We start from the raw sequence: 26,612 nt of genomic DNA, 5'->3' as shown, positions 1-26,612 counted from the left end.
GGCGGCGCTCGGACCGAGCGCCGCCACAGGAAAGAGCGCTAGATCACCGAGCCCGGGGACTCGGACGTGCTCCCCGAGCTGTTCGGCGTCGTCGGGCCGCTTGCCGTGTTCGTCGTGGTCGGGGTCGTCGCGGGGGGCGACGTGGTCGGCGTGGTGGGCGCAGTGGTGGGCGGGGTCGAGGACGGCGTGCCCGGGGAGGTCGGCTTCGTCGGCGTCGGCGAACCCGGCTTGGTCGTAGGGGACTTGGACGGCGTCGGCGTCGTACCCCCGCCGCCCGTGCCCTTGGTGCCGCTCGGGTCGGCCGAAGGCGTCGTGGCCGGCCGTGACGGCCTCGGGTCGTCCGTCGTGCCGTAGGTGCCGTCGGGGCCCGGGTTCGTCGGGCTTGTGGTGGGCCGGCGGGAGACGGTGCCCGCCGCCGGATCCTTCTTCGGGTCCGCGCCCAGGCTGCCGTCGTCCACGCCCTGGCTGGCCGAGGGGTTGACGTCGACCTTGCCCGCCGGGTTCTTGCCGGCGTTGTCGTCGGAGGTCATGCCGAGGGTGACGACCGTGCCCAGCACCGCGGCGAGCAGCGCGCCGGAGCCGACCGCCACGAGGTTGCGGCGGGCCAGGTGGCGCAGGCCGCCGACGCGCGGAGTGGTGGCCGGGAGGCGGGTGACCAGGGGGTCGCCGAGGGGCACGTACGGCGGCGGCGCCGACTCCTCGTGCCGCGTCTCGGGCGGCTCCTCCCCCGCCGGCGCCGCGATCCCGGGCACCTCGCCGGAGCGGTCGGCGACCAGCGCGAGGGCCCGGCGGCCGGCGGTCGTGCCCCGCTTGTCGGCGAGCGCGCCCCGCAGCCCGATGGACGCCTCCAGCTCGGCGCGGGCCCGGTCGAGCTGGCCACCGCAGAGCGCGAGGACACCCAACTCATGGTGGAAATAGGCCTGTTCGTGCACCTCACCGGCGAGCCGCGAGGCCTCCGCGCCGGAGCGCAGGGCCCGCTCCCAGGCGCTCCAGTGCAGCCCGGCGGCGAACGCGGGCGCGGCCGTACGGGCGAGCCGCACCGCGCAGCTCAGCTCCCCTTCGGCGGGCGGAGCCGTCTGCGGCACGATCGCGGCGAGTGCGGCCAGGACCGCGTCCGCCTCCGCGCCCACCCGCTCGGGCGTGACCGACGGATGCCCGACCCACCAGGCGTAGTGCTCGGCGGCGGTCAGCGCCTGCGCCTCGGCGTCGTCGGTGTACCCGGCGGCCTCCAGCTGGGTCAGCACACCGGCCGCGAGGCGGTAGCGGGTACCGACCGGCGAGACCAGCCCGCAGCTCGCCAGCTCACCCAGGGCCGCGTCGGCATGGGTGTCGCCGATCAGCGCCGGCAGATGCGCCTGGTGCGGCAGCTCGCCGCCGAGGGCGACGGCGAAGCGCAGGGTGGCGCGGGCGGAGGCGCTGAGCCGGGAGGCGAGCAGCGGGGCGGGCGCGGCGGCCTCGCCGAGGGAGGGCAGCGGGACCGCGTCCTCCAGCTCCGCTGGCAGCTCCGCGGGCGGCCGTACATCGGGGCGTACGTCCTCGAAGACGCCGTACTCGTCCACCGCCCCGGCGCCGGCCCGCAGCTCGTCGCGCTGCCGGAGCAGGGCGCCGGCCTGGACGAACCGCAGCGGCAGCCCCTCCGACTCGAACCACAGGTCGCCGGCCCAGTTGGCCTCCTCCTCGGTGAGGACGCGGCCGACGGTCCGCTCCAGGATCTCCACGCCGGCGGCGCGGTCGAGACCGCTGAGGAAGACCTCCTCGACCTCGGACTCGGCGGACGGCGCGGGCACATCGGGGGTGGCGCCGATCAGGAACGCGCACTCGGGGGTGGCGTCGCGCAGCTCGTCGAGGGCGGCGCCGCCGAACTCGATGTCGTCCAGGACGACGACCGCGCCGATCTCGCCGACGAGGGTGTGCAGTTCGTCCGGTTCGGGGCGGTAGTGCGGGGCGTCGTAGACGGCGTGGAAGAGGTCGTGCAGGAGGTCGCCCGCCGTGCGGTGGAAGCCGTTCAGGCGCACCACACCGTCGGGGGCGAGGTCCAGGCAGTCCTCGGCGACGAGGTCCAGCAGGGCGGTGCGGCCGGAGCCGCCGGGCCCGGTGAGCCGGACGGAGCGGCCGCGGGCCAGCAGCCGGACCAGGCGCTCGCGTTCGTCCTGGCGTTCCAGCAGGGAGAGCGCCGGCTGAGCGGGGCCGGGCGGCACGGGCGGCCGGGCGGCCCGCTCGGCCTCGGCGCGCTCGGTCGCGGTGCGCTTACGGGGCCGCTCCGGCCGCCGGGACGGCGGGCAGGGTTCTATCTCGCTGCCGTCGACCGGGTTGACGGTCAGCAGCAGATCGCCGGAGACGAGCTGCGCCGTACGCGCGGGCGCGCTCTGACCGAAGTCGGAGGTCAGGGACTCCCGGGGCGAGCGGCGGCTGTGCGCCTGGCCGTGCTCCTCGGGTTCCCGGTCGATCGGGTCCATGGGTTCCATGGGTTCAAACCCCCCAAAAGCGTCGTGTGCCCGGACTTCCGGCCCCTCCCGGCCTTGTCGCACACTGCGCTGTCGCTTCTGGTCCGGGCCCGCTCGGTCGAGGGTTGCGAGGCAGCGGGCGACCGAACCCTAAACCTTCGCTCAGTATCTCCGACAGGGCGGGGTGCCGTGTGGTCCGAGACGTCACAGTCCGGTGAGGATTGCCCCCGACGTGCGCTTCGGCGGCTGCGCCCGGGTCTCCCCCGTCGCCCGTTTCCCACCCGCTCGTGGTGTTGCATCCCGGCCCTGGGACGGATCACACCCGGGGCAGTGACTCCACCCCGATACCGCCCTCGATGGCGAGGATGCGGTGCAGCCGGGTGGCCACCAGCAGGCGCTGCATCTGCGGGGGGACACCGCGCAGCACCAGACGGCGACCGCAGCGGCCGGCCCGCCGATGGGCACCCATGATCACCCCGAGTCCGGTGGCGTCCCAGGAGTCCAGTTCGGACAGGTCGAGCACCAGGTCGCCGACTCCGGTGTCGACGGCCGAGTGCAGGGCCGTACGGGCGTCCGCCGCGCTGCGGACGTCGAGGCGGCCCCCGACGACCAGCTCGGCATGGTCGCCCCTGATGTGCATATGCGCTCCCCGTTGAGTGAGGTTGGCGTACTTCGGTGACGATGGTGACGATGCTGTGCACCGTCTGACTGCGTGAGTGGTGGTGCGGTTGCTGCTTGTAAGCGAACCGATACCGAATTCACCCCGGGGGGTGATGTTCCCGGGGTGAGAGTCGGTGCGCGGCCGCCTCGGTACTTTCAGTACTTGTAGAAGCCCTGCCCGCTCTTGCGGCCGATGTCACCGGCATCCACCATCCGGCGCATCAGCTCCGGCGGGGCGAACTTCTCGTCCTGGGACTCGGTGTAGATGTTGCCGGTCGCGTGCAGCAGGATGTCCACGCCGGTCAGGTCGGCGGTGGCGAGCGGGCCCATGGCGTGGCCGAAGCCCAGCTTGCAGGCGAGGTCGATGTCCTCGGCGGTGGCGACACCGGACTCGTACAGCTTGGTCGCCTCCACCACGAGGGCGGAGATCAGCCGGGTGGTCACGAAGCCGGCCACGTCCCGGTTGACGACGATGCAGGTCTTGCCGACGGACTCGGCGAACTCCCGTGCGGTGGCGAGGGTTTCGTCGCTCGTCTTGTAGCCGCGGACCAGCTCGACGAGCTGCATCATCGGCACCGGCGAGAAGAAGTGGACGCCGACGACCCGCTCGGGGTGCTCGGTGGCCGCCGCGATCTTGGTGATCGGGATGGCGGAGGTGTTGGAGGCGAGCACCGCCTCCGGGCGCACGATCTTGTCGAGCGCGCGGAAGATCTCGTGCTTGACCTCCAGCTTCTCGAAGACGGCCTCGACCACGATGTCCGCGTCGGCGGCGGCGTCCAGGTCGGTGGTCGGGGTGACCCGGGCCAGCGCGGCCTCGGCGTCACCCGCCTCCATCTTCCCCTTGCTCACGAACTTGTCGTACGAGGCCTTGATCCCGTCGGTGCCACGCCCCAGTGCCTCGTCGGTGACGTCCCGCAGGACGACGTCCCAGCCCGCCTGCGCGGCGACCTGAGCAATCCCGGACCCCATGAGACCGGCCCCGATGACGGCGAGCTTCCGTGCCACTCCGACTCCCTTGAACGCGCTCCAAGTCTGCTTCTCCGGCGGACCATAGCGCTCCGACGCCGCTGTGTGAGCGGTTAGTAACGCGTGTCACGGTCTCAGGGGCTGAGACACCCGTCACGTCTCAATTGACGGACTTCTCCACGCCCTTAGGACGTTGACACAACACCGGAACGGGCATCCGGGAGCAGCGCGCTCAGGACGTTCCCCGGACGGCGTAGTTCAGGACACGTTCGCTCAACAGGTCCTCGATGTCGTCGAGGAGGACGAGTACCTCTCGGGATACTTCGGCCGGTTTGCGGCCTGCGAGCATCTCGCGGCCGATGGTGACGAAGACCGTCTGATGGATCCAGCAGATCTGACCGGCCATCAGGCCCGGCAGCGGGTCGTCGTCGGCGGCGCCGGTCTCCTCGCGCAGTGCCGCCGCCACGGCGTCGTGGATCTCCTGCTGGAGGAGCCACAGACGGGAGCGCAGCACGGGTGCCTCGTGGATGACCCGCATGAACCGGTCGTAACCCGCCATCAGGCCGACCCGGGGCGAGACGGCCTCGACCTCGCCGCGCAGTTCGCGCAGGACGGCGCGGGCGGCGGACTCCCCCGCGTCCCGGCCGCGGACCCAGCGGGCCAGCCGGTCGGTCATGCCGGCGGAGCGGTCGAAGAAGAGGTCCTCCTTGGCCGGGAAGTAGTTGTAGACGGTGTTGACGGAGACGTTCGCCGCCTCCGCGATCTCCGCGACCGTCACCGCGTCGAAGCCGCGCTCCAGGAACAGCCCCGTGGCGACATCGGAGATGTACTGCCTGGTCTGCCGCTTCTTCCGCTCCCTGAGCCCCTCTGCCATGCCCGCATCCTAGCTTCGCTGGTGGCCATGAAGACTTGGCGTGGATCAAAACTTAGTAGGAGCTGAAAACTTGGTGGCATTGCAAAAATTCAGGGACTCTGTTTTTCTGTGGGCATGGCACCAGTCATCAGTGCGGCGGGCCTCGCCCGCACCTTCCAGACCAAGGCCGGGCCCGTGGAGGCCGTGCGCGGCATCGATCTCGCCGTCCGCGAGGGCGAGATCCTCGGCTTCCTCGGGCCCAACGGCGCCGGCAAGACGACCACCCTGCGGATGCTCACCACCCTGCTGAAGCCGACCGGCGGTGCGGCCACCATCGCCGGACACGACCTGGTGACGGATCCGGCCGGGGTGCGCGCGGCCAGCGGCTACGTCGCCCAGTCCGGCGGCGTCGACCCGCAGATCACCGTGCGGGAGGAACTGGTCACCCAGGGCCGGATGTACCGCCTACCGAAGCCCGAGGCCGCCCTGCGCGCCGAGCAGCTGGCCCGGGAGCTGGACCTGACCGGGCTCCTCGACCGCAAGGCCGGTGCGCTCTCCGGGGGTCAGCGGCGCCGGCTGGACATCGCGATGGCGCTCACCCACCGGCCGAAGGTGCTGTTCCTGGACGAGCCGACGACCGGACTCGACCCGGGCAGCCGCGCCGGCCTGTGGGATCTGGTCCGCCGGCTGCGCGACGAGCACGGCACGACCGTCTTCCTGACCACCCACTACCTGGACGAGGCCGACGCCCTCGCCGACCGCCTGGTGATCGTCGACCGGGGCACGGTCGCCGCCGAGGGCACGCCGAGCGCGCTGAAGCTCGAGTACGGCGGCTCGCTCGACGCCGGCCTCCAGGACACCTTCCTCGCCATCACCGGCCGCGGTCCGGCCCAGGCCGACCCCGCCCCCGTAGCCGTATAGGGATCCACACAAAGATGCTGCTGAACGACACGGCCCTCATCTACGGCCGCTATCTGCGCCAGTCCCTGCGCTCCCGTTTCGCCCTGCTCTTCGGCGTCCTCACGCCGCTCCTCTATCTGCTCTTCTTCGGCCCCCTGCTCACCCGTCTCCCGCTCGGCGGCACCGGCAGCTCCTGGCAGGTGCTGGTGCCCGGCCTGCTGCTCCAACTCGGCCTGTTCGGCGCGCTGTTCGCCGGGTTCACGGTCATCATGGAGAAGGGGCAGGGGGTGGTGGAGCGGATGCGGGTCACCCCCGTCAGCCGGCTCGCCCTCCTCCTCGGCCGGGTGCTGCGCGACGCCACGGTCTTCGTCTTCCAGGCGGTGCTGCTGGTGCTGGCCGCGCTGGTGATGGGCCTGCGCGCGCCGCTCGCGGGCGTCCTGATCGGTTTCGTGTTCGTCGCCCTGCTGACGCTCTCGCTGGCCTCGCTGTCGTACGCGCTCGGCATGAAGGTGCGCACCCCGCAGGAGTTCGGGCCGCTGATCAACATGGTGTCGATGCCGTCGATGCTGCTGTCGGGCCTGATGCTCCCGATGACGCTGGCCCCGGCCTGGCTGAACGTGCTCTCGCACTTCGTCCCGTTCCGCTATCTGGTGGACGCGGTGCGCGACGCGTACGTCGGCCGGTACGCGACCGGGCACATGCTCTACGGCGCCCTCGTCGCCGTCGGCTTCGCGGTACTGGCCGTGACGGTGGGCACACGGGTGTTCCGGACGGCCGGGGCGTAACTACGCTGGCCGTATGGTCAATCTGACGCGTATCTACACCAGGACCGGGGACAAGGGCACCACCCACCTCGGCGACATGAGCCGGGTGCCCAAGACCGACCTCAGGATCTCCGCGTACGCGGACGCCAACGAGGCGAACGCGGTGATCGGCACCGCGATCGCGCTGGGCGGCCTGGACGCGGAGGTCGTCAAGGTCCTCACGCGCGTCCAGAACGACCTGTTCGACGTGGGTGCGGACCTGTCGACGCCGGTGGTGGAGAAGCCCGAGTTCCCGCCGCTCAGGGTGGAGCAGTTCTACATCGACAAGCTGGAGGCGGACTGCGACCGCTTCAACGAGCAGCTGGAGAAGCTCCGCTCCTTCATCCTGCCGGGCGGCACCCCGGGCGCCGCCCTCCTCCACCAGGCCTGCACGGTCGTCCGCCGGGCCGAGCGCTCCACCTGGGCGGCCCTGGAGGCCCACGCCGACACGATGAACCCCCTCACGGCGACCTACCTCAACCGCCTGTCCGACCTGCTGTTCATCCTGGCGCGGACGGCGAACAAGGAGATGGGCGATGTCCTGTGGGTGCCCGGCGGGGAGCGTTAACGCTCCCGTTTCGGGAACAGCGTGTAGCTCCCGGCGATGATCACGTTGATGCCGATCAGCCACAGCATCCGCAGCTGCCACTGCCGTAGTGCACCGGTGTCGCCGGTGGAGCCGACGTACCAGATGGCGCTCTGGAGGAGGGCGAGGGCGACCAGGGAGGCCAGGATCCAGCGGGCCGCGACCTTCCATTCGTGGACGGCGCGGGCCGTGCCGTACTTCGGGGGCTTCGGCGGGGGCGGGCCCTCGGCGAAGCGGTGGGCCACGCGGGCGTCGGCCCACCGGATCGTGGAGTGGCCGAGCCCGACCGTGAAGCCGATGTAGACGGCGGCCAGGCCGTGCCGCCAGTCCGGCTGTGCGCCGTGCTTCAGGTCGATCGCCGTCACGGCGAAGAGCACGACCTCCAGCAGCGGCTCGCACAGCAGCAGCGCCAGTCCGGTGCGGGGCATGCACAGGGCATACCGGAAGGTCAGTCCGGCCGCCAGCAGTACCCAGAACGCCACCTCGCAGGCGATGATCAACCCGACGACCACGGTTCGCTCCCCTCGCTCACCCTCAAGGGTCCGGGCCGCCGGTGAGCGGATCGTCGTCTGCGGGGGCGAACCCGGTGTAAGCGAAAGTTGCAGTGCAGGACCCTGCCCGGGGAGCACGCGGGGCGGCTCCGGGCCGTGTTGGATGGGGGCATGGCCCTCACACTCCCCCGCCCCCACCGCCACGACGTGCGGATCGCCGTGGGCGGGCTGCTCGGCGGGGTGCTGCTGTGGCTGTTCGGGATCCACCCGCGCGTGCCCTCGGACCCGCTGGTGCTGTGGGCCGCGCCCTGGGCGCCGCTGGTACCGCTCGCCGTGACGGCCGCGGTCGAGCCGGTGCGCCGCACCCGGCCCCGGTTCGGCCTGCTGGTCGGCACGGTGGCGCTGACCCTGGACACGGTGACGCTCGGCAGCGTCGTCACCGTCGTGCTGTACACCGACCTGATGTACGCGGCCGTCCTGTACGGCACCCCGTCCTCCGCCCGCCGCATCCCCTGGATCACCGGGCTGCTGACGGTCCTCGGCGGTGTCGTACCAGCCGCCCTCTGGCGCGATCCGCACGCGCTGCTGATCGGTGTGGGTATCGGCGTGGTCGCGCTGGCGCCCGCCGCGACCGGCTGGGTGGTGCGCAACCACCGGGACGCCGCCGAGGCCGCCCGGCTGCGCGCCGAACAGACCGCGCTGCTCGCCGAGATGGACCGCACCCAGGCGGTCACGGCCGAACGGGCCCGGATGGCACGGGAGTTGCACGACATGGTGGCGGGCCACCTGTCCGCGATCGCCATCCACTCCACGGCCGCGCTGTCCCTCGACGATCCGCGGACCTCCCGGGAGGCCCTGGGCGTGATCCGGGAGAACAGTGTGGCGGGGCTGGCCGAGATGCGGCGGCTGATCGGCATCCTGCGGGACAGCAGCGGCGATCTGGAACCGGCCGCCACGCCGACCCTCGACGGCCTCGCCGGACTGGTCGAGGGCGCCCGCGCGGGCGGCCTGGACGTCCGCCTCGACGCCGGTCACGGTCCGGTGCCGGCGCCGGTGGAACTGGCCGCCTACCGGATCGTGCAGGAGTCGCTGACCAACGCGCTCAAGCACGCGGCGCCGGGGCCGGTCCGGGTCGTCCTGCGGCAGGCCGACGGCACCCTGCGTGTCGAGGTCGCCAGCCCCTACCGGCCCGGTGGCGCCCCGCGCGCGCCGGGCTCGGGCTCCGGGCTCACCGGGATGCGGGAGCGGGCGGCGCTGCTCGGCGGCACCTTCGCGGCCGGATCCGGGGCCGGACTGTGGACCGTACGCGCCACCCTTCCGCTCACTGGAGGAGACCCCGCATGAACCCGCCCATCCGGGTCCTCGTCGCCGAGGACCAGTCCGCCGTGCGCGCCGGACTCGTCCTGATCCTGCGCAGTTCGCCCGGCATCGAGGTGATCGGCGAGGCGGCGGACGGCGAGCGGGCGGTGCAGCTGGCCCGGGAGCTCGGGCCGGACCTCGTACTGATGGACGTACAGATGCCGCGCCTGGACGGGGTGTCGGCGACCCGGCAGATCGTGGCCGAACGGCTGGCCGACGTCCTCGTGCTGACCACCTTCGACCTGGACGAGTACGTCTTCGGGGCGTTGCGGGCCGGAGCCGCCGGGTTCCTGCTGAAGAACGCCGAGGCGAAGGACCTGGTGGCGGCCGTCCGTACGGTGGCGCGCGGGGAGGGAATCGTCGCGCCGGCCGTGACCCGGCGGCTGCTCGCCGAGTTCGCGGCGGGAGGGGCGCGGGAGTCGAGGGCCGATCCGGCCGTGCTGGACGGGCTGACCCGGCGCGAGCGCGAGGTGCTGTCCTGTGTCGGCCAGGGGCTGTCGAACGCCGAGATCGCCCAGCGGCTGCAGATGGCGGAGGGCACGGTGAAGACGCACGTCAGCCGGCTGCTGGCCAAGCTGGAGCTGCGCAGCCGGGTCCAAGCTGCCGTACTGGCACAGGAGTTGGGAATCTAGCGGACCGCACCGGGCAAGTGGTCCAGACCTATTGACCTGTGGTCCAGACCTTTCTATTCTCGCGGCACCGTGGGCGTGAAGGCTCAGTCATGCCCCACCCCTCATTCCATAGCGAGGAGGCGCAGCATGCGCTTCAGACACAGAGCCGCGGCAGGCTTCGCGACCCTGTTGCTCCCCCTGGCCGGCCTCGTCGGTCTCGCGAGCCCGGCCCAGGCCGCGACCAACGCGACGGCGAGCTTCACCAAGACCAGCGACTGGGGAACCGGCTTCGGCGGTCAGTGGACCATCAAGAACACCGGCACCGCCGGCATCAGTTCCTGGACCGTGGAGTGGGACTTCCCCTCGGGGACGTCCGTCACCTCCGCCTGGGACGCGGACGTCACCAGCTCCGGCAACCATTGGACCGCCAAGAACAAGTCCTACAACGGCACCATCGCCCCCGGTGCCTCCGTCTCCTTCGGCTTCAACGGCTCGGGGCCGGGGTCGCCGGGCAACTGCAAGCTCAACGGCGACAGTTGTGACGGTACGACCGTCCCGGGCGACGCGGCCCCGAGCGCCCCCGGCACCCCGACCGCGTCGAACATCACCGACACCTCGGTCAAGCTCTCCTGGGGTGCGGCCACCGACGACAAGGGCGTCAAGAACTACGATGTGCTGCGCGACGGCAAGGTCGTCTCCACCGTGACCACCACGTCGTACACGGACAGCGGCCTGACCGCCGGCACCGACTACTCCTACACCGTGCAGGCCCGGGACACCGCCGACCAGACCGGCCCGGTCAGCGGCGCGGTCAAGGTGCACACCACCGGCGGCACCACCACTCCCCCGACCACCGGCGGCAAGGTCAAACTCGGCTACTTCACCGAGTGGGGCATCTACGGCCGCAACTACAACGTCAAGAACCTGGTGACGTCCGGCTCCGCGGCGAAGATCACGCACATCAACTACGCCTTCGGCAATGTCACCAATGGCCAGTGCGCGATCGGCGACTCCTACGCCGACTACGACAAGGCGTTCACCGCCGACCAGTCCGTCAGCGGCGTCGCCGACACCTGGGACCAGCCGCTGCGCGGCAACTTCAACCAGCTGCGCGAGCTGAAGGCCAAGTACCCGAACCTCAAGGTGCTGTGGTCCTTCGGCGGCTGGACCTGGTCCGGTGGCTTCGCGCAGGCGGCGGCCAACCCGACCGCGTTCGCCGACTCCTGTTACAAGCTGGTCGAGGACCCGCGCTGGGCCGACGTCTTCGACGGCATCGACATCGACTGGGAGTACCCCAACGCCTGCGGCCTGTCCTGCGACACCAGCGGGGCGGCGGCCTTCAAGAACGTGCTGGCCGCGCTGCGCGCCAAGTTCGGCAGCGGCAAGCTGGTCACGGCCGCGGTCACCGCCGACGGTACGTCCGGCGGGAAGATCGATGCCGCCGACTACGCCGGTGCCGCGAGTTACGCCGACTGGTACAACGTGATGTCCTACGACTTCTTCGGCGCCTGGGACGCCCAGGGCCCGACGGCCCCGCACTCCCCGCTCACCTCGTACTTCGGCATGCCGAAGGCCGGCTACGACACGGCCGACGCGATCGCCAAGTACAGGTCCATCGGGGTCCCCGCGTCCAAGCTGCTCATCGGCATCGGCCTGTACGGCCGCGGCTGGACCGGTGTCACCCAGGACGCCCCGGGCGGCACGGCCACGGGCCCGGCGGCCGGCACCTACGAGCAGGGCATCGAGGACTACAAGGTGCTCAAGACGTCCTGCCCCGTCACCGGCACGATCGCCGGTACGGCCTACGCCCACTGCGGCAGCAACTGGTGGTCGTACGACACCCCGTCGACCATCGCCGGGAAGATGAGCTGGGCCAAGTCCCAGAGTCTGGGCGGTGCGTTCTTCTGGGAGTTCAGCGGCGACACCAGCAACGGTGAGCTGGTGAACGCCATCAGCAGCAACCTGTAGTACCCGTAAGTGTCCTAAGCGACGTTGACGCGCTGACCGGGCGGGGCTGCCTCCAGCCACGCGAGGAATCCGGTCAGCGCGTCTTCGCTCATGGCGAGTTCGAGGCGCGTGCCCCGATGGGTACAGGCGAGGACCACCGCGTCGGAGAGCAGCGCCAGTTCCTCCTCGCCCTCGGGCAGCCGGCGGCCGGCCACCTCGATGGCGGCGCGCTCCAGCGTGCGGCGCGGGCGGAAGGCGTAGGAGAAGACGCGGTACCACTCGATGCGGTCGCCGTTGTAGCGGGCGACGCCGTAGGACCAGCCCTTTCCGTTGGCGTCCGGCTTCTCGGCCACGTCCCAGCGCAGGGAACAGTCGAAGGTGCCGCCGGAGCGCTGGATGAGCCTGCGGCGCAGCCCGAACAGGAACAGTCCCACCACCACGAGCGCGACCACGATCCCGCACACAGTCAGAGCGAGGACCATCGGCACCGACCTCCTCGTCTCCTGAGTACTGGAACTGCGACTGTCACTGAGTAATGAAACCGGAAAAACACCCACATCTGCCTCAGCCGCGACCGGCACCGGATTGCTCCGGGCCGGCCGCGGCTGAGTGACGTCAACGTACCGCGCGCTGGACTCAGCGCGCCGCCGCCGCACGCAGGCGGACGTCTGCGCGGCGCTCGGCGGCGGCGTCGCCCTCCGCCTTCGCGCGCTCCAGTTCCCGCTCCGTGCGCTGGACATCGATCTCGTCCGACAGCTCGGCGATCTCGGCCAGCAGCGACAGCTTGTTGTCCGCGAACGAGATGAAACCGCCGTGCACCGCGGCGACGACCGTTCCACCGTCACTCGTACGGATGGTCACCGGGCCCGACTCCAGCACACCGAGCAGCGGCTGGTGACCGGGCATGACGCCGATGTCGCCGGACGTGGTGCGCGCGACGACCAGGGTGGCCTCGCCGGACCAGACCTGGCGGTCGGCGGCGACCAGCTCGACGTGCAGCTCAGCAGCCAAGGGTGGCTCCTCGGGTCACCACCCGGCGGTTCTGCCGGGTGTTGGGGTCAATTCTAGTAGGCGTGGAGAGAGGGGCTGGACGCACCCCGCAGGGGGTGGGCCCGCGCCCCTCTCACGAACTCAGGGAGTTCAGGAGACGCCCAGCTCCTTGGCGTTGGCCTTGAGGTCCTCCAGGCCACCGCACATGAAGAACGCCTGCTCCGGGAAGTGGTCGTACTCACCGTCGATGATCGCGTTGAACGCGGCGATCGACTCGTCCAGCGGCACGTCCGACCCGTCGACGCCGGTGAACTGCTTGGCGACGTGGGTGTTCTGGGACAGGAAGCGCTCCACGCGACGGGCACGGTGGACGACGAGCTTGTCCTCCTCGCCGAGCTCGTCGATACCGAGGATCGCGATGATGTCCTGGAGGTCCTTGTACTTCTGCAGGACCGTCTTCACGCGCATGGCGGCGTTGTAGTGGTCCGCGGAGATGTAGCGCGGGTCCAGGATCCGGGACGTGGAGTCCAGCGGGTCCACGGCCGGGTAGATGCCCTTCTCGGAGATCGGACGGGACAGAACCGTCGTCGCGTCGAGGTGGGCGAAGGTGGTGGCCGGGGCCGGGTCGGTCAGGTCGTCGGCGGGGACGTAGATCGCCTGCATCGAGGTGATCGAGTGACCGCGGGTCGAGGTGATGCGCTCCTGGAGGAGACCCATCTCGTCGGCCAGGTTCGGCTGGTAACCCACCGCGGACGGCATACGGCCGAGCAGCGTGGAGACCTCGGAACCGGCCTGCGTGAAGCGGAAGATGTTGTCGATGAAGAACAGCACGTCCTGCTTCTGGACGTCACGGAAGTACTCGGCCATGGTGAGGCCGGCCAGCGCGACGCGCAGACGGGTGCCCGGGGGCTCGTCCATCTGACCGAAGACCAGCGCGGTCTTGTCGATGACGCCCGAGTCGGACATCTCCTCGATCAGGTCGTTGCCCTCACGGGTGCGCTCACCGACACCGGCGAACACGGAGACACCGTCGTGGTTGTTGGCGACACGGTAGATCATCTCCTGGATGAGCACCGTCTTGCCGACGCCGGCGCCGCCGAACAGGCCGATCTTGCCGCCCTTGACGTACGGGGTGAGCAGGTCGATGACCTTGACGCCCGTCTCGAACATCTCGGTCTTGGACTCGAGCTCGTCGAAGTTCGGGGCCTTGCGGTGGATCGGCCAGCGCTCGCCGTCGTAGGTCTCGTCGACGTTCAGCACCTCACCAAGGGTGTTGAACACCTTGCCCTTGGTGAAGTCGCCGACGGGGACGGAGATCGCCGCGCCCGTGTCGGTCACCGCGGCCTGGCGGACCAGACCGTCGGTCGGCTGCATGGAGATGGTGCGGACCAGGCCGTCACCCAGGTGCTGGGCGACCTCCAGGGTCAGCGTCTTCTTCTCGCCCGCGTTCGCCGGGTCGGCGACCTCGACGTGCAGGGCGTTGTAGATCTCCGGCATCGCGTCGACGGGGAACTCCACGTCGACGACCGGGCCGATGACCCGGGCGACGCGGCCCGTAGCCGTCGCGGTCTCAACAGTGGTGGTCATTTATCGGTCACTCCCCGCGGTCGCGTCGGCCAGTGCGCTCGCGCCACCGACGATCTCGCTGATTTCCTGGGTGATTTCGGCCTGGCGGGCCGCGTTGGCAAGACGGGAGAGCGTGTTGATCAGCTCGCCCGCGTTGTCGGTGGCCGACTTCATCGCGCGCCGCGTGGCGGCGTGCTTCGAAGCGGCCGACTGGAGCAGCGCGTTGTAGATACGGCTCTCCACGTAGCGCGGCAGCAGGGCGTCGAGGACGTCCTCCGCCGAGGGCTCGAAGTCGTACAGCGGGAGGATCTCACCCTTGGGGTGAGCCTCCTCGGCGACCTCTTCGAGGCGCAGCGGCAGCAGTCGGGCATCCAGCGCCGTCTGCGTCATCATCGAGACGAACTCGGTGAAGACGATGTGGAGTTCGTCCACACCGCCGTCGGCCGTCTCCTTCTCGATGGCCTCGATCAGGGGCGCCGCGACCTTCTTGGCATCCGCGTACGTCGGCTCGTCCGTGAAGCCCGTCCACGACTCCGCGACCTTGCGCTCACGGAAGTTGTAGTGGGCGACACCGCGCCGGCCGACGATGTACGTGTCGACCTGCTTGCCGTCGCGCTCCAGGCGCTCGGTCAGCTGCTCCGCCATCTTGATGGCGTTGGAGTTGAAGGCGCCGGCCAGGCCGCGGTCGCTCGTGAGGAGCAGGACCGCGACACGGGTCGGGTTCTCCGCCTCCGTGGTGAGCGGGTGCTTGGTGTTCGAGCCGGTGCCGACCGCCGTGACCGCGCGCGTCAGCTCGGTCGCGTACGGCGTGGAGGCCGCCACCTTGCGCTGCGCCTTGACGACGCGCGAGGCGGCGATCATCTCCATCGCCTTGGTGATCTTCTTGGTCGCGCTGACGGATCGGATGCGACGCTTGTAGACCCGGAGCTGGGCTCCCATGAGTCAGGTCCCTTCCTTACGTCACTTGGCGGCAGCGGCAGGGACGTCCTCGCCGAGCAGCTTGCCGTCCGAGGTCTCGAACTGCTTCTTGAACTCGGCCACCGCGTCGTCGATCGCCTGGATGGTGTCGTCCGACATCTTCGCGCCCTCCTTGATGGAGGTCATCAGGCCCTGGTGCTTCCGGTGCAGGAAGTCGATCAGTTCCTTCTCGAAGCGGCGGATGTCGACGACCGGGACCTCGTCCATACGACCGTTGGTGCCGGCCCAGACGGAGACGACCTGGTCCTCGGTGGCCATCGGCTGGTACTGGTCCTGCTTCAGCAGCTCGACCATGCGCGAACCGCGCTCCAGCTGCGCCTTCGAGGCCGCGTCCAGGTCGGAACCGAAGGCGGCGAACGCCTCCAGCTCACGGAACTGGGCGAGGTCCACACGCAGACGGCCGGAGACCTGGCGCATCGCCTTGTGCTGGGCGGAACCACCGACTCGGGAGACGGAGATACCGACGTTCAGCGCGGGGCGCTGACCGGCGTTGAACAGGTCCGACTCCAGGAAGCACTGGCCGTCGGTGATGGAGATGACGTTGGTCGGGATGAACGCCGAGACGTCGTTGGCCTTGGTCTCGACGATCGGCAGACCGGTCATCGAACCGGCACCCATGTCGTCGGAGAGCTTGGCGCAGCGCTCCAGCAGCCGGGAGTGCAGGTAGAAGACGTCACCCGGGTAGGCCTCACGGCCCGGCGGGCGGCGCAGCAGCAGGGACACGGCGCGGTAGGCGTCGGCCTGCTTCGACAGGTCGTCGAAGATGATCAGGACGTGCTTGCCCTCGTACATCCACTGCTGACCGATGGCCGAACCGGTGTACGGCGCCAGGTACTTGAAGCCGGCCGGGTCGGACGCCGGGGCGGCGACGATGGTCGTGTACTCCAGGGCGCCGTTCTCCTCCAGCGCGCGGCGCACGCCGGCGATGGTGGAGCCCTTCTGGCCGATGGCGACGTAGATGCAGCGGACCTGCTTCTTCGGGTCGCCGGTGCGCCAGTTGTCGCGCTGGTTGATGATCGTGTCGACGGCCAGGGCGGTCTTGCCGGTCTGGCGGTCACCGATGATCAGCTGACGCTGACCACGGCCGATCGGGGTCATCGCGTCGACGGCCTTGTAGCCGGTCTCCATCGGCTCGTGCACCGACTTGCGCTGCATGACCGTGGGGGCCTGCAGCTCCAGCGCACGGCGGCCGGACGTCTCGATCTCGCCGAGGCCGTCGATCGGGTTGCCGAGCGGGTCGACAACGCGGCCGAGGTAGCCCTCGCCGACCGCGACGGAGAGGACCTCACCGGTACGGGTGACCGGCTGACCCTCCTCGATGCCGCTGAACTCACCGAGGACGATGGCACCGATCTCGCGCTCCTCGAGGTTGAGGGCGAGGCCGAGGGTGCCGTCCTCGAACTTCAGCAGTTCGTTGGCCATGGCCGAGGGAAGACCCTCGATCTTCGCGATGCCGTCGCCGGCAAGGGTGACCGTACCGACCTCCTCGCGCGAGGCCGCGTCCGGCTTGTACGACTGGACGAAGTTCTCCAGCGCGTCCCGGATCTCCTCCGGCCGGATCGTGAGCTCCGCCATCTGGGTTCCCTGCTCTCCTTGTTGGGCCCGAAGTTTCAACTTGGGGGTCTGGGGGCGACCCCCAGGAATCCTCTGCACGGCCCAACCGGGCCGTAAGTACGTACTGCTTTTCTCGAAATATCGAGTTGCTGCTAGCTCGCCATGCGGCGGGCGGCGTCGTCCAGCCGGTCCGCGAGGGAGCCGTTGATGACCTCGTCACCGACCTGCACCCGGATACCGCCGACGACCTCGGGGTCCACGTCCAGGTTCAGGTGCATCCGCCGACCGTAGAGCTTGGCGAGGGCGGCGCCGAGGCGCTGCTTCTGGCCGTCACTCAGCGGCACCGCCGAGGTGACGACGGCGACCATGCGCTCCCGGCGCTCGGCGGCGAGCTTGGACAGGGACTCCAGTCCCGCTTCCAGGCTACGTCCACGCGGCGCGGTCACAAGGCGCGTCACCAGACGCTCGGTGATCGGCTTGGCCCGTCCGCCGAGCAGCCGGTGCAGCAGCTCGGTCTTGGCCGGCGTACCGGCGGCGCGGTCGGTCAGCGCGGCCCGCAGGTCGGTGCTGGAGGAGACGATCCGGCCGAACCGGAACAGCTCGTCCTCCACCTCGTCGAGGTTGCCCCGCTTGTCCGCGGCAGTGAGGTCGGCGATGTCCGCCAGCTGCTCCAGCGCGTCCACCAGGTCACGCGACTGCGACCAGCGGGAGCGCACCACCCCGGCCACCAGGTCGGCGGCGGGCCCGCTGACCTGGCCGCCGATCAGGCGCTGGACCAGGTCCGCCTTGGCCTCTGCGGGCTTCGCCGGGTCGGTGAGGACCCGGCGCAGTCCGGCCTCGCGGTCGAGCAGCGCGGTGACGGCCGCCAGCTCGTCGGCGAGCGACACGGCGTCCACGGACGTCGAGTCCGTCAGCGCGTCGAGACGCTCCCGTGCGGCTGCCAGGGCCTCGCGGCTCGCTCCGTTCATCGCGTGGCCTCGGCCTTCTCCTCGAGCTCGTCGAGGAAGCGGTCGATCACACGGCTCTGGCGGGCGTGGTCCTCGAGGGACTCGCCGACGAGCTTGCCGGCCAGATCGGTGGCGAGCTTGCCGACGTCCTGACGCAGCGTCTGCGCGGCGGCCTTGCGGTCGGCCTCGATCTGGGCGTGACCGGCGGCGACGATCTCCTCGCGCTGCCGCTGGCCCTCGGCCCGCATCTCGGCGATGAGCGAGGCACCCTGCTCCTGCGCCTCCTGGCGCAGGCGCGCGGCCTCGTGCCGGGCCTCGGCGAGCTGGGCCTTGTACTGCTCAAGGACGCTCGCGGCCTCCACCTTCATGGCGTCGGCCTCTTCGATACCACCTTCGATCGCCGCGCGGCGCTCCTCCAGAACCTTGTTGATGTTCGGAAGCAGCTTCTTCCAGAAGAAGAAGAACACGATGGCGAAGGCGATGGTGCCGACGACCAGCTCAGGGCTCTCGGGAACGAGCGGGTTCTGCTCGGTCTCGGCCGCCAGCTGTACCAGGTTGGCGATCACATCAGTGCCTTTCGTCGAAACGTGTCGGTAGGTGGGTCAATTACCGACCGAACACGAACGGCATAACGATGCCGATGAGGGCGAGCGCCTCACAGAAGGCGAAGCCCAGGATCTGGTTGGCGCGGATCAGACCGGCGGCCTCGGGCTGGCGGGCCAGGGCCTGGGTGCCGTTACCGAAGATGATGCCGACGCCGATGCCGGGGCCGATCGCAGCGAGGCCGTAGCCGATCGAGCCGACGGAGCCGTGGACACCAGCGGTGGCGGCGAGGGTCTCAAGAGCAGCGGACATGCCGGTTCTTCCTTCTCTTTCATGGACCGGTGGGGGTTGGCCACCGGACGTCTGGGGGTTGGCGGGGGTGGTACGGCTCAGTGGTGCTCGGCGAGAGCGCCCTGAATGTAGGAGCAGGCCAGCAGCACGAACACGTACGCCTGGACGGCCTGGACGAAGAGCTCGAAGCAGATCATGGCGAGCGTCATGATGAACGACACGCCGGCCGCGGGGACCATCCAGCTGTTCAGCAGGTACCAGGAGGCCACGGTGAACATGACCAGCATCAGGTGACCGGCGAACATGTTGGCGAACAGTCGCACGGCGTGCGTGAACGGGCGGACCAGCAGGTTCGAGAAGAACTCGATGACCATGACCAGCGGCAGCACACCACCGAGCGACTTGTCGTAGCCCGTGACGTTCTTGAAGAAGCCGACGAAGCCGTGCCGCTTGAAGGTGAGCGCGACCCAGGTGATGTAGACGATCGCGGCCAGCACCGCCGGGAACGCGATGACCGAGGACACCGGGAACTGCGCCAGCGGGATCACGGACCAGACGTTCATGATCCAGATGAAGAAGAACAGCGAGACCATGAACGGGACGTACTTCTCGCCCTCGCGCTTGCCGAGGGTCTCGTACACGATGCCGCGGCGTACGAAGTCGTAGCCGGCCTCGCCGACCATCTGGAGCTTGCCCGGGACGACCTTGGCCTTGCCGAAGGCGGCCCAGAAGAACGCGATGACGAGCACGGTGGTGATGAGCGCGAGCAGCATCACCTTGTTGAACTCGAAGCCCCCGACGGTGACCAGCGGCTTGAACAGGAAGGACTGCAGGCCCGGGGCCGGGAAGCCGCACCCGTTGTCGGACATGATCCGACAACTCCAGTCAAAGGCGAGCTGGGTCTGGTCAGCACTCACCGCGGGCTCCTTCGGCGTGACGCATGGGTACGGCAACCTCGTTGTGTCGGCGCGGCACACGGCCGCGGATCGGCACCGGACTGGTGTTACGGATGTGGGGGCGGCTGGGGGGCATCGAGCCTCGCGATTGAGCAGGCGTCAGCTCAGATGCCCGCGCCCGCGATGCCGCAGTTGGCACCGGACGATAGCAGGAGATCTCACAAGCCTTTATCCCGCCCCTACGCCTCACTGCTTCGGCCCTGTCTTCTCGGGCTTCTCACTCTTCGCGGAGTCCGGGTCGATGTAGAAGATCTTGGCCTTCATGTGCGCGCGAGCCTGCGCGGCCATCCACACCACGGTCGCGACGACGAGCGACACGGCGAACGTCTTCGCGTTGAAGAGGGAGGTGTCCTTGAAAACAGCGACGAAGATCAGGAGGAGCAGCAGCTGAGCGACGTAGAGCAACAGCCCCATCATCTGGAACAGCTGCGGGAGCGTTTTTGCCGTCCACTGCAGCACGTACAGGCCGATTCCCATGAACAGGATGGCCAGCACCGTGCCGACGGCCGCCCCGAGCGCACCCTTACCCCCCGCGACCGCGGCGCTCACGGCGACAGCGATCACGCCTGCAGCCGCTGCGGGCACAGCGATCTGCAGAAGGTTCCGGGCGTCTTTGGACGGCATGGCGGCAACTCCGCTTTCACAGGGGGCAGGGTGTCGTCATGGACGAGCGTAGTCCCGGGCTGAGTGATCGAGACCTCACACCAAGGGACCGTCGCACTACGGTCCTTCGGCTCTATCCGGGGTTCTCGTGAACCGTATCACAAACTATTTGATGAGGTCTTTACCTGGTAGGTGTGCTTGCTGTCACACATGAGACTGACTGTGCGCGTCTGTGCAGAAACCCCGCCCACTTGTCTGGTATTAGGGGGCTTTGCTCCCCCATGAGTGGGCAATGCTCTCGTCAGATTCTTACCTTGTGTCGTCTCACCGGCGATCAACGAAACGCGAACGGGGGCCGATCGCGGTAGCTCCGTTGACGCCCGAGATCCCGGCGGCGACAGGGGCCCGCTCCTCGGCCTCCTCCGTCACGCCGGCCTCCACCGGCACATCCGCCCCGGCCGTACGGCGCCGCCGCCGGTAACGCGGCGGCACGAACCGCTGCGCCCAGACCGGCACCCGCGGCGTGAAGCGCGGGAGCAGCAGCAGGACCAGGCCGACCGCGCTGAGGAAGACCACGCCGAGCACGATCCACATCGAGGCCGAGTTGACCGAGTACGCCAGCGCCCCGAAGGCGATCAGCGCCGACCAGAAGTACATGATCAGCACGGCCCGGCTGTGCGAGTGGCCGATCTCCAGCAGCCGGTGGTGCAGATGCCCGCGGTCCGCGGCGAACGGGGACTGGCCGCGCCAGGTACGCCGGACGATCGCGAGGACCAGGTCCGCGGCCGGTACGGCGATGATCGTCAGCGGGAGGAGGAGGGGGATGTAGACCGGGACCGTCGCGTGCACCGCGGCCTTCTCGGAACCCACGTACAGGCCCAGCGCGTCCGGGTCCATCTGTCCCGTGATGGAGATCGCTCCGGCCGCCAGCACCAGACCGATCAGCATCGAGCCCGAGTCGCCCATGAAGATCCGCGCGGGATGCATGTTGTGCGGCAGGAAGCCCAGGCACATGCCCATCAGGATGGCCGCGAAGAGCGTCGCCGGGGCGGCGGCCTCGATGCCGTACGAGTACCAGATCCGGTAGGCGTACAGGAAGAACGCGCCGGCCGCGATGCAGACCATGCCGGCCGCGAGGCCGTCCAGGCCGTCCACGAAGTTCACCGCGTTGATCGTGATGACCACGAGCGCGACGGTCAGCAGCGTGCCCTGCCACTGGGTCAGCGCCACATTGCCGACGCCGGGGATGGGCAGCCACAGGATCGTCAGACCCTGCACGACCATGACACCCGCGGCGATCATCTGTCCGCCCAGCTTGATCAGCGCGTCGATCTCGAACTTGTCGTCCAGGACGCCGATCAGCCAGATCAGGGCCGCGCCGGAGAGCAGGGCCCGCGGCTCGTTCGACTTCGCGAAGACCTCGTTGAGGTTGGTCAGGTGGTCCGCGACCAGCAGACCCGCGCACAGGCCGAAGAACATCGCGATACCGCCGAGGCGCGGAGTGGGTTCCCGGTGCACGTCACGTGCCCGGATCTCCGGCATCGCCCCGGCCACGATCGCGAACTTCCGTACCGGCCCTGTCAGCAGATACGTCACCGCGGCCGTGATGCAGAGCGTCAGCAGGTATTCACGCACAGGCTTCCCCACAGGTCTCGCTGGCCATCACAGCCCCATACCCTAGCGATGGACGTATATGGATGGGGACTTCCGGGTAGCCACGATGGTTGCACGTGTGGCTGTGGACCACGGCGCACATCAGGGTGTACGGGACACCGCCTACCCCTGTTCAGCCCGGATACGGCGGAAAATCGCCCGTGAGCAAGCGCACGTCGTCCCGTGCCCCGGCCGGGTCGGTCCCGCCCCGCAGCACGGCCGCGATCAGCGCCGCGATCCGCACCATCTCCGGCTCCCCCATGCCCTGGGTGGTCACCGCGGCCGTGCCCAGGCGCAGGCCGCGGCCGTCGCCGTGCGGCAGTGCGCAGCAGTCCAGGACGATCCCGGCGGCGGCGAGCCGACCGCGTGCGCTGCGGCCGTCCACCCCGAGCGGGGCGGGGTCGGCGATGATCATGTGGGTGTCCGTGCCGCCGGTGGTGACGGTGAGGCCCTCGGCGGCCAGGTGACCGGCGAGCACCCGTGCGTTGGCGACCACCTGATGGGCGTACACGCCGAACGCCGGGGTTGCCGCCTCGCCGAACGCGACGGCCTTCGCGGCGATCGTGTGCATCTGCGCACCGCCCTGGGTGAAGGGGAACACCGCCCGGTCGACGCGCTCGGCCAGTTCGCCGCCGCACAGGATCATCCCGCCGCGCGGCCCGCGCAGCACCTTGTGGGTGGTCGCGCACACGACGTCGGCGTACGGCACCGGGTTGGGTGCCGCGCCGCCGGCGACCAGCCCGATGGGATGCGCGGCGTCGGCGATCAGATAGGCCCCGACCTCGTCGGCGACCTCGCGGAAGAAGGCGTAGTCCACGTGCCGGGGGTAGGAGATCGAGCCGCACACGATCGCCTTCGGGCGGTGGTTGCGGGCGAGGTGACGCACCTGGTCGTGATCGATGAGCCCGGTCTCCGCGTCCACCCCGTACCCCACGAAGTCGAACCAGCGGCCGGAGAAGTTCGCGGGTGAGCCGTGGGTGAGGTGGCCGCCGTAGTGCAGACCGAGGGCGAGCACCGTGTCGCCGGGGCGCAGCAGGGCGGCGTAGGCGGCCAGGACGGCCGAAGAACCCGAGTGGGCCTGGACGTTGGCGTGTTCGGCGCCGAAGAGGGCCTTGGCGCGGTCGATGGCGGCGCGTTCGGCGAGGTCGACGATCTCGCAGCCACCGTGGTACCGGGCGCCGGGGTAGCCCTCGGCGTACTTGTTGGCGAGCGGCGAGCCGAGGGCCGCGAGCACGGCCGGCGAGCAGAAGTTCTCGGCGGCGATCAGCTGCAGGGTCTGGGACTGCCGTGCGCCCTCTGCGAGCAGGATCTCGGCCATCGCCGGGTCCTGCCGCCGCAGGACATCGGTCTCGAGGGTATGGGTGACCGACATGGCGGGCTCCCGGGCGGTCGACGGTGACGTGCTCCCAATGTAGGCCGGGGACAGCGGGGGCGCCCGGTATCGGCGTCCAACCGGCGCTGGTGCCGTCCCGGCGCCGGCCGGAGTCCCTACGCCCGCGCCGGCACACCCGTCAGCGCGGTCACCACGGGATCCAGCGCCTGATGTATCTCGTCCCCGATGGACCGGAAGAACGGAAGAGGCGCCCCGTAGGGGTCGTAGACCTCGTCCGCCTCCGCCGTGGGCGCCAGCAGCCAGCCGCGCAGCGCCGCCGCCGCCCGGACCAGTGCGCGGGCGCGCATGACCACGCCCTCCTCCAGGGGCGGCAGGGTGGCCGGGTCTATCGCCCGGACCAGGCGGGTGAACTCCTTCAGGGTGAAGGTGCGCAGGCCCGCCGAATGGCCCATGGAGATGACCTGGGCGCGGTGGTCGCGGGTGGCGGTGAGCACGAGGTCGGCCATGATCACGTGCTCGTCCAGCAGCTCCCGGCCGAAGAACCCGGAGGCGTCCGCACCGAAGTCGGCCAGCACGGTCTCCGCGTTGGCCTCCATCGGCGCGCCCTCGTGGCCCCAGGTGCCCGCGCTCTCCACGATCAGCCCGCCGCCGAGCACGCCGAGCCGCTCCGCGACGAAATGGCGGGTCAGCCGCTCGGTGATGGGTGAGCGGCACACATTGCCGGTGCTGACGTGGAGGATGCGGAAGGTGTCGCGCGGAAAGCCGAACGTCGTCGTCTCTTCCGCGAGACGGTCCCCGATGCCTATGCCACGCCCCGCTTCAGGGGCCGTCAATTCGCCACCTCGAGGTCGGGTACGACCTTGCGCAGCTCCTCCGGCGAGATCGCGCCCTCGCGCAGCAGCAGCGGCACCTCGCGGGAGACGTCCACGATGGACGACGGCACGTTGCCCGGGGTCGGGCCGCCGTCGAGGTAGACGGAGACGGAGTCGCCGAGCATCTGCTGGGCGGCGTCGCAGTCCTCCGGTGCCGGGTGGCCGGTGAGGTTGGCGGAGGAGACCGCCATCGGGCCGACCTCGGTGAGCAGTTCGATGGCGACCGGGTGGAGCGGCATACGGATGGCGACCGTGCCCCGGGTGTCGCCGAGATCCCACTGGAGGGACGGCTGGTGCTTGGCGACCAGCGTCAGGGCGCCCGGCCAGAAGGCGTCGACCAGCTCCCAGGCCAGCTCGGAGAAGTCCGTGACGAGGCCGTGCAGCGTGTTCGGGGAGCCGATGAGGACAGGGGTGGGCATATTGCGGCCCCGGCCCTTGGCGGCGAGCAGGTCGGCGACCGCCTCCGAGGAGAACGCGTCGGCGCCGATGCCGTACACCGTGTCGGTCGGCAGCACCACCAGCTCGCCCCGGCGGACGGCGGACGCGGCCTCGCGCAGACCCGTCGTGCGGTCGGTCGCGTCGTTGGTGTCGTATCGCCGTGCCATGTCTAGCGGGCCTCCTCGTACACGTAATGCGGGACTTCGGGGAACACTGCCTGCGGGGCGGTCACGGCAGCGCCTTGCGGGCGGTCGCGAACCGGGGGCGGTTGTTGAGGTCGGGGTGGTCGGCCGCGTCGGCCCAGCCCCGCTCCTCGGTGAAGATCCACGGCACCTGGCCGCCCTGGGTGTCGGCGTGCTCGATCACGACGACCCCGCCGGGGCGCAGGAGACGGTGCGCGGTGCGTTCCAGGCCGCGGATGAGGTCCAGGCCGTCCTCGCCGGAGAACAGGGCCATCTCGGGGTCGTAGTCGCGGGCCTCCGGGGCGACGTACTCCCACTCGGTGAGCGGGATGTACGGCGGGTTGGAGATGACCAGGTCGACCTGTCCGTCGAGGTCGGGGAAGGCGGTCAGGGCGTCGCCCTGGCGCAGATCGACCCTGGACCCCGCCACGTTCTTCCGCGTCCACACCAGGGCGTCCTCGGACAGCTCCACGGCGTGCACGCGCGAGCGCGGCACCTCCTGGGCGAGGGCGAGCGCGATGGCGCCGGAGCCGCTGCACAGATCGACGATGCAGGGCTCCACGACGTCCATGGCGCGCACGGCGTCTATGGCCCAGCCGACCACGGACTCGGTCTCCGGCCGGGGCACGAAGACGCCCGGCCCGACCTGGAGCTCCAGGTAGCGGAAGTAGGCCCGCCCGGTGATGTGCTGCAGCGGCTCGCGCTGTTCGCGCCGGGCGATGACCTCCCAGTACCGGGCGTCGAAGTCCGAGTCCTTCACGGAGTGCAGTTCGCCGCGCTTCACACCGTGCACGAACGCGGCGAGCTCCTCCGCGTCGGTGCGCGGCGAGGGCACGCCGGCGTCGGCCAGCCGCTGGGTGGCCTGGGCCACCTCCGCGAGCAGCAGGTTCACGCAAGTCCTCCGTGGTACTCGTACGTGCCGTTGGGCGTTACGCGGCTGCCAGCTTCGCCGCCGAGTCGGCGTCGACGCAGGCCTGGATGACCGCGTCGAGGTCGCCGTCCAGGACCTGGTCCAGGTTGTACGCCTTGAAGCCGACGCGGTGGTCCGAGATGCGGTTCTCCGGGAAGTTGTAGGTGCGGATCTTCTCGGAGCGGTCGACCGTGCGGACCTGGCTGCGGCGGGCGTCGGCGGCCTCCCGCTCGGCCTCCTCCTGCGCTGCGGCGAGCAGCCTGGAGCGCAGGATACGCAGCGCCTGCTCCTTGTTCTGCAGCTGGCTCTTCTCGTTCTGGCAGGAGGCGACGACCCCGGTCGGCAGGTGCGTGATGCGCACCGCGGAGTCGGTGGTGTTGACCGACTGGCCGCCCGGACCGGAGGAGCGGTAGACGTCGATGCGGAGGTCGTTCGGGTTGATCTCCACGTCAACCTCCTCGGCCTCCGGGGTCACGAGGACACCGGCGGCGGAGGTGTGGATACGGCCCTGGGACTCGGTGGCCGGCACGCGCTGCACGCGGTGCACACCGCCCTCGTACTTCAGCCGGGCCCACACGCCCTGCCCGGGCTCGATCTGCCCGCGCGTCTTCACCGCGACCTGGACGTCCTTGTAGCCGCCCAGCTCGGACTCGGTGGCGTCGATGACCTCGGTCTTCCAGCCGACGCGCTCGGCGTAGCGCAGGTACATGCGCAGCAGGTCGCCGGCGAACAGCGCGGACTCGTCGCCGCCCGCGCCCGCCTTGATCTCCAGAATGACGTCCTTGTCGTCACTCGGGTCGCGCGGGATCAGCAGGAAGCGCAAGCGCTCAGTCAGCTCCTCGCGCTGCTTGTCCAGATCCTTGACCTCGGCGGCGAAGTCGGGGTCGTCCGCCGCCAGCTCGCGCGCGGTCTCGATGTCGTCGCCGGTCTGCTTCCAGGAGCGGTACGTGGCGACGATCGGGGACAGCTCTGCGTAGCGCTTGTTCAGCTTGCGCGCGTTCGCCTGGTCGGCGTGGACCGACGGATCGGCGAGCTTCTTCTCCAGATCGGCGTGCTCGGCGACGAGTTCGTCGACGGCCTCGAACATCTTGGGCTCCTGATACTGCGGGGGGAGGGCTGGCGGGCGACCAAAAACGCCGGTCCCGGCGCACGCCTGAGGAGGGCGCGCGGCCGTGG

The 26,612-nt window shown here is 70.0% G+C and carries 27 protein-coding genes; 6 read left to right on the top strand and 21 right to left on the bottom strand.

What is annotated here, in order from left to right; translation table 11 throughout:
* Window positions 1–38: 38 nt before the first annotated feature.
* The 4 genes from ACWC0C_RS12585 to ACWC0C_RS12570 form a co-directional block, all read right to left on the bottom strand.
* Entirely contained in the window at window positions 39–2,456 is a 2,418-nt protein-coding gene (locus tag ACWC0C_RS12585) for an ATP-binding protein (protein WP_450863654.1), read from the bottom strand.
* 304 nt (window positions 2,457–2,760) lie between these two features.
* Window positions 2,761–3,084: an STAS domain-containing protein gene (locus ACWC0C_RS12580; RefSeq protein WP_014675024.1), complete on the bottom strand. Its 324-nt coding sequence runs from the start codon at window positions 3,082–3,084 to the stop codon at window positions 2,761–2,763.
* 176 nt (window positions 3,085–3,260) lie between these two features.
* On the bottom strand, window positions 3,261–4,109 hold the full coding sequence (locus tag ACWC0C_RS12575; RefSeq protein WP_450863631.1) for a 3-hydroxyacyl-CoA dehydrogenase family protein: 849 nt from the start codon (window positions 4,107–4,109) through the stop codon (window positions 3,261–3,263).
* 193 nt (window positions 4,110–4,302) lie between these two features.
* Window positions 4,303–4,944: a TetR/AcrR family transcriptional regulator gene (locus ACWC0C_RS12570; RefSeq protein ID WP_449197220.1), complete on the bottom strand. Its 642-nt coding sequence runs from the start codon at window positions 4,942–4,944 to the stop codon at window positions 4,303–4,305.
* A gap of 114 nt (window positions 4,945–5,058) precedes the next feature.
* Between ACWC0C_RS12570 and ACWC0C_RS12565 the strand changes: the two genes are divergently transcribed.
* From ACWC0C_RS12565 to ACWC0C_RS12555, 3 genes are read left to right on the top strand one after another with little or no spacing between them, the layout of a single operon-like run.
* Entirely contained in the window at window positions 5,059–5,844 is a 786-nt protein-coding gene (locus ACWC0C_RS12565) for an ABC transporter ATP-binding protein (RefSeq protein WP_450863629.1), read from the top strand.
* Window positions 5,845–5,858: 14 nt separating this feature from the next.
* Window positions 5,859–6,608: an ABC transporter permease gene (locus ACWC0C_RS12560; protein WP_450863627.1), complete on the top strand. Its 750-nt coding sequence runs from the start codon at window positions 5,859–5,861 to the stop codon at window positions 6,606–6,608.
* A 13-nt stretch (window positions 6,609–6,621) separates the two neighbouring features.
* Entirely contained in the window at window positions 6,622–7,194 is a 573-nt protein-coding gene (locus ACWC0C_RS12555) for a cob(I)yrinic acid a,c-diamide adenosyltransferase (protein ID WP_449197223.1), read from the top strand.
* Here ACWC0C_RS12555 and ACWC0C_RS12550 read toward each other — a convergent pair.
* Window positions 7,191–7,724, bottom strand: a complete 534-nt coding sequence (locus tag ACWC0C_RS12550; RefSeq protein ID WP_450863625.1) for a hypothetical protein — start codon at window positions 7,722–7,724, stop codon at window positions 7,191–7,193. The genes ACWC0C_RS12555 and ACWC0C_RS12550 overlap by 4 nt on opposite strands.
* Window positions 7,725–7,874: 150 nt before the next feature.
* Between ACWC0C_RS12550 and ACWC0C_RS12545 the strand changes: the two genes are divergently transcribed.
* The 3 genes from ACWC0C_RS12545 to ACWC0C_RS12535 all read left to right on the top strand — a co-directional run bounded on the left by ACWC0C_RS12545 (window position 7,875) and on the right by ACWC0C_RS12535 (window position 11,641).
* Window positions 7,875–9,047, top strand: coding sequence for a sensor histidine kinase (locus ACWC0C_RS12545; RefSeq protein WP_450863623.1), 1,173 nt, complete (start codon window positions 7,875–7,877; stop codon window positions 9,045–9,047).
* Window positions 9,044–9,694 carry a response regulator gene (locus ACWC0C_RS12540; protein ID WP_450863621.1) on the top strand — a complete coding sequence of 217 codons (651 nt, stop codon included), beginning with the start codon at window positions 9,044–9,046 and terminating at the stop codon, window positions 9,692–9,694. Before ACWC0C_RS12545 ends, ACWC0C_RS12540 begins: the two co-directional genes overlap by 4 nt.
* 126 nt (window positions 9,695–9,820) lie before the next feature.
* Entirely contained in the window at window positions 9,821–11,641 is a 1,821-nt protein-coding gene (locus ACWC0C_RS12535) for a glycosyl hydrolase family 18 protein (RefSeq protein WP_450863619.1), read from the top strand.
* A gap of 14 nt (window positions 11,642–11,655) precedes the next feature.
* On the opposite strand, the gene ACWC0C_RS12530 is transcribed toward ACWC0C_RS12535, so the two are convergent.
* From ACWC0C_RS12530 to prfA, 16 genes are all read right to left on the bottom strand, one after another.
* On the bottom strand, window positions 11,656–12,102 hold the full coding sequence (locus tag ACWC0C_RS12530) for a DUF2550 domain-containing protein (RefSeq protein WP_031171908.1): 447 nt from the start codon (window positions 12,100–12,102) through the stop codon (window positions 11,656–11,658).
* A gap of 154 nt (window positions 12,103–12,256) precedes the next feature.
* Window positions 12,257–12,631 (bottom strand): F0F1 ATP synthase subunit epsilon, encoded by a 375-nt coding sequence (locus tag ACWC0C_RS12525; protein ID WP_031171909.1) that lies wholly within the window; start codon window positions 12,629–12,631, stop codon window positions 12,257–12,259.
* A 129-nt stretch (window positions 12,632–12,760) separates the two neighbouring features.
* The gene (atpD, locus tag ACWC0C_RS12520) at window positions 12,761–14,197 is read right to left on the bottom strand and encodes a F0F1 ATP synthase subunit beta (protein ID WP_450863616.1); all 1,437 of its coding nucleotides are present in this window, start codon (window positions 14,195–14,197) and stop codon (window positions 12,761–12,763) included.
* Window positions 14,198–15,115 carry a F0F1 ATP synthase subunit gamma gene (locus ACWC0C_RS12515; RefSeq protein ID WP_450863615.1) on the bottom strand — a complete coding sequence of 306 codons (918 nt, stop codon included), beginning with the start codon at window positions 15,113–15,115 and terminating at the stop codon, window positions 14,198–14,200. It abuts the gene before it with no gap.
* A 21-nt stretch (window positions 15,116–15,136) separates the two neighbouring features.
* A complete protein-coding gene (gene atpA / locus ACWC0C_RS12510; protein WP_450863614.1) occupies window positions 15,137–16,729 on the bottom strand; it encodes a F0F1 ATP synthase subunit alpha in 1,593 nt (530 codons plus the stop codon).
* Between the two features lie 131 nt (window positions 16,730–16,860).
* Window positions 16,861–17,676 carry a F0F1 ATP synthase subunit delta gene (locus tag ACWC0C_RS12505; RefSeq protein WP_450863612.1) on the bottom strand — a complete coding sequence of 272 codons (816 nt, stop codon included), beginning with the start codon at window positions 17,674–17,676 and terminating at the stop codon, window positions 16,861–16,863.
* The gene (locus ACWC0C_RS12500; protein ID WP_450863610.1) at window positions 17,673–18,221 is read right to left on the bottom strand and encodes a F0F1 ATP synthase subunit B; all 549 of its coding nucleotides are present in this window, start codon (window positions 18,219–18,221) and stop codon (window positions 17,673–17,675) included. Before ACWC0C_RS12500 ends, ACWC0C_RS12505 begins: the two co-directional genes overlap by 4 nt.
* 40 nt (window positions 18,222–18,261) lie before the next feature.
* A complete protein-coding gene (gene atpE, locus ACWC0C_RS12495; protein WP_069778692.1) occupies window positions 18,262–18,510 on the bottom strand; it encodes an ATP synthase F0 subunit C in 249 nt (82 codons plus the stop codon).
* Between the two features lie 77 nt (window positions 18,511–18,587).
* Window positions 18,588–19,358, bottom strand: a complete 771-nt coding sequence (gene atpB, locus ACWC0C_RS12490; protein ID WP_449197334.1) for a F0F1 ATP synthase subunit A — start codon at window positions 19,356–19,358, stop codon at window positions 18,588–18,590.
* 273 nt (window positions 19,359–19,631) lie between these two features.
* Entirely contained in the window at window positions 19,632–20,069 is a 438-nt protein-coding gene (locus ACWC0C_RS12485) for a hypothetical protein (protein WP_449197231.1), read from the bottom strand.
* Between the two features lie 303 nt (window positions 20,070–20,372).
* Complete coding sequence (locus ACWC0C_RS12480) at window positions 20,373–21,683, bottom strand: MraY family glycosyltransferase (protein WP_449197232.1); 1,311 nt, start codon at window positions 21,681–21,683, stop codon at window positions 20,373–20,375.
* 151 nt (window positions 21,684–21,834) lie between these two features.
* The gene (locus tag ACWC0C_RS12475; protein ID WP_449197233.1) at window positions 21,835–23,073 is read right to left on the bottom strand and encodes a serine hydroxymethyltransferase; all 1,239 of its coding nucleotides are present in this window, start codon (window positions 23,071–23,073) and stop codon (window positions 21,835–21,837) included.
* A 116-nt stretch (window positions 23,074–23,189) separates the two neighbouring features.
* On the bottom strand, window positions 23,190–23,867 hold the full coding sequence (locus tag ACWC0C_RS12470) for an arsenate reductase/protein-tyrosine-phosphatase family protein (protein ID WP_449197234.1): 678 nt from the start codon (window positions 23,865–23,867) through the stop codon (window positions 23,190–23,192).
* Entirely contained in the window at window positions 23,864–24,511 is a 648-nt protein-coding gene (locus ACWC0C_RS12465) for an L-threonylcarbamoyladenylate synthase (RefSeq protein ID WP_449197235.1), read from the bottom strand. Before ACWC0C_RS12465 ends, ACWC0C_RS12470 begins: the two co-directional genes overlap by 4 nt.
* A gap of 61 nt (window positions 24,512–24,572) precedes the next feature.
* Complete coding sequence (gene prmC / locus ACWC0C_RS12460) at window positions 24,573–25,418, bottom strand: peptide chain release factor N(5)-glutamine methyltransferase (RefSeq protein WP_449197236.1); 846 nt, start codon at window positions 25,416–25,418, stop codon at window positions 24,573–24,575.
* Between the two features lie 37 nt (window positions 25,419–25,455).
* Complete coding sequence (gene prfA, locus ACWC0C_RS12455; RefSeq protein WP_449197237.1) at window positions 25,456–26,523, bottom strand: peptide chain release factor 1; 1,068 nt, start codon at window positions 26,521–26,523, stop codon at window positions 25,456–25,458.
* Between the last annotated feature and the right edge of the window lie 89 nt (window positions 26,524–26,612).

The organism is Streptomyces sp. NPDC001709, from assembly GCF_053596375.1.
This window is presented reverse-complemented; position numbering and strand designations above follow the sequence as displayed.

Excerpts from the sequence above, each read along its gene's own strand:
- ACWC0C_RS12530 (WP_031171908.1), bottom strand. The coding sequence starts at position 12,102 with ATGGTCCTCGCTCTGACTGTGTGCGGGATCGTGGTCGCGCTCGTGGTG.
- ACWC0C_RS12565 (WP_450863629.1), top strand. The coding sequence starts at position 5,059 with ATGGCACCAGTCATCAGTGCGGCGGGCCTCGCCCGCACCTTCCAGACC.
- ACWC0C_RS12555 (WP_449197223.1), top strand. The coding sequence starts at position 6,622 with ATGGTCAATCTGACGCGTATCTACACCAGGACCGGGGACAAGGGCACC.
- ACWC0C_RS12570 (WP_449197220.1), bottom strand. The coding sequence starts at position 4,944 with ATGGCAGAGGGGCTCAGGGAGCGGAAGAAGCGGCAGACCAGGCAGTAC.
- ACWC0C_RS12560 (WP_450863627.1), top strand. The coding sequence starts at position 5,859 with ATGCTGCTGAACGACACGGCCCTCATCTACGGCCGCTATCTGCGCCAG.
- atpA (WP_450863614.1), bottom strand. The coding sequence starts at position 16,729 with ATGGCGGAGCTCACGATCCGGCCGGAGGAGATCCGGGACGCGCTGGAG.
- atpD (WP_450863616.1), bottom strand. The coding sequence starts at position 14,197 with ATGACCACCACTGTTGAGACCGCGACGGCTACGGGCCGCGTCGCCCGG.
- ACWC0C_RS12545 (WP_450863623.1), top strand. The coding sequence starts at position 7,875 with ATGGCCCTCACACTCCCCCGCCCCCACCGCCACGACGTGCGGATCGCC.
- atpE (WP_069778692.1), bottom strand. The coding sequence starts at position 18,510 with ATGTCCGCTGCTCTTGAGACCCTCGCCGCCACCGCTGGTGTCCACGGC.
- atpB (WP_449197334.1), bottom strand. The coding sequence starts at position 19,358 with ATGTCCGACAACGGGTGCGGCTTCCCGGCCCCGGGCCTGCAGTCCTTC.
- ACWC0C_RS12505 (WP_450863612.1), bottom strand. The coding sequence starts at position 17,676 with ATGAACGGAGCGAGCCGCGAGGCCCTGGCAGCCGCACGGGAGCGTCTC.
- ACWC0C_RS12585 (WP_450863654.1), bottom strand. The coding sequence starts at position 2,456 with ATGGACCCGATCGACCGGGAACCCGAGGAGCACGGCCAGGCGCACAGC.
- ACWC0C_RS12485 (WP_449197231.1), bottom strand. The coding sequence starts at position 20,069 with ATGCCGTCCAAAGACGCCCGGAACCTTCTGCAGATCGCTGTGCCCGCA.
- ACWC0C_RS12465 (WP_449197235.1), bottom strand. The coding sequence starts at position 24,511 with ATGGCACGGCGATACGACACCAACGACGCGACCGACCGCACGACGGGT.
- prfA (WP_449197237.1), bottom strand. The coding sequence starts at position 26,523 with ATGTTCGAGGCCGTCGACGAACTCGTCGCCGAGCACGCCGATCTGGAG.
- ACWC0C_RS12535 (WP_450863619.1), top strand. The coding sequence starts at position 9,821 with ATGCGCTTCAGACACAGAGCCGCGGCAGGCTTCGCGACCCTGTTGCTC.
- ACWC0C_RS12515 (WP_450863615.1), bottom strand. The coding sequence starts at position 15,115 with ATGGGAGCCCAGCTCCGGGTCTACAAGCGTCGCATCCGATCCGTCAGC.
- ACWC0C_RS12475 (WP_449197233.1), bottom strand. The coding sequence starts at position 23,073 with ATGTCGGTCACCCATACCCTCGAGACCGATGTCCTGCGGCGGCAGGAC.
- ACWC0C_RS12540 (WP_450863621.1), top strand. The coding sequence starts at position 9,044 with ATGAACCCGCCCATCCGGGTCCTCGTCGCCGAGGACCAGTCCGCCGTG.
- ACWC0C_RS12580 (WP_014675024.1), bottom strand. The coding sequence starts at position 3,084 with ATGCACATCAGGGGCGACCATGCCGAGCTGGTCGTCGGGGGCCGCCTC.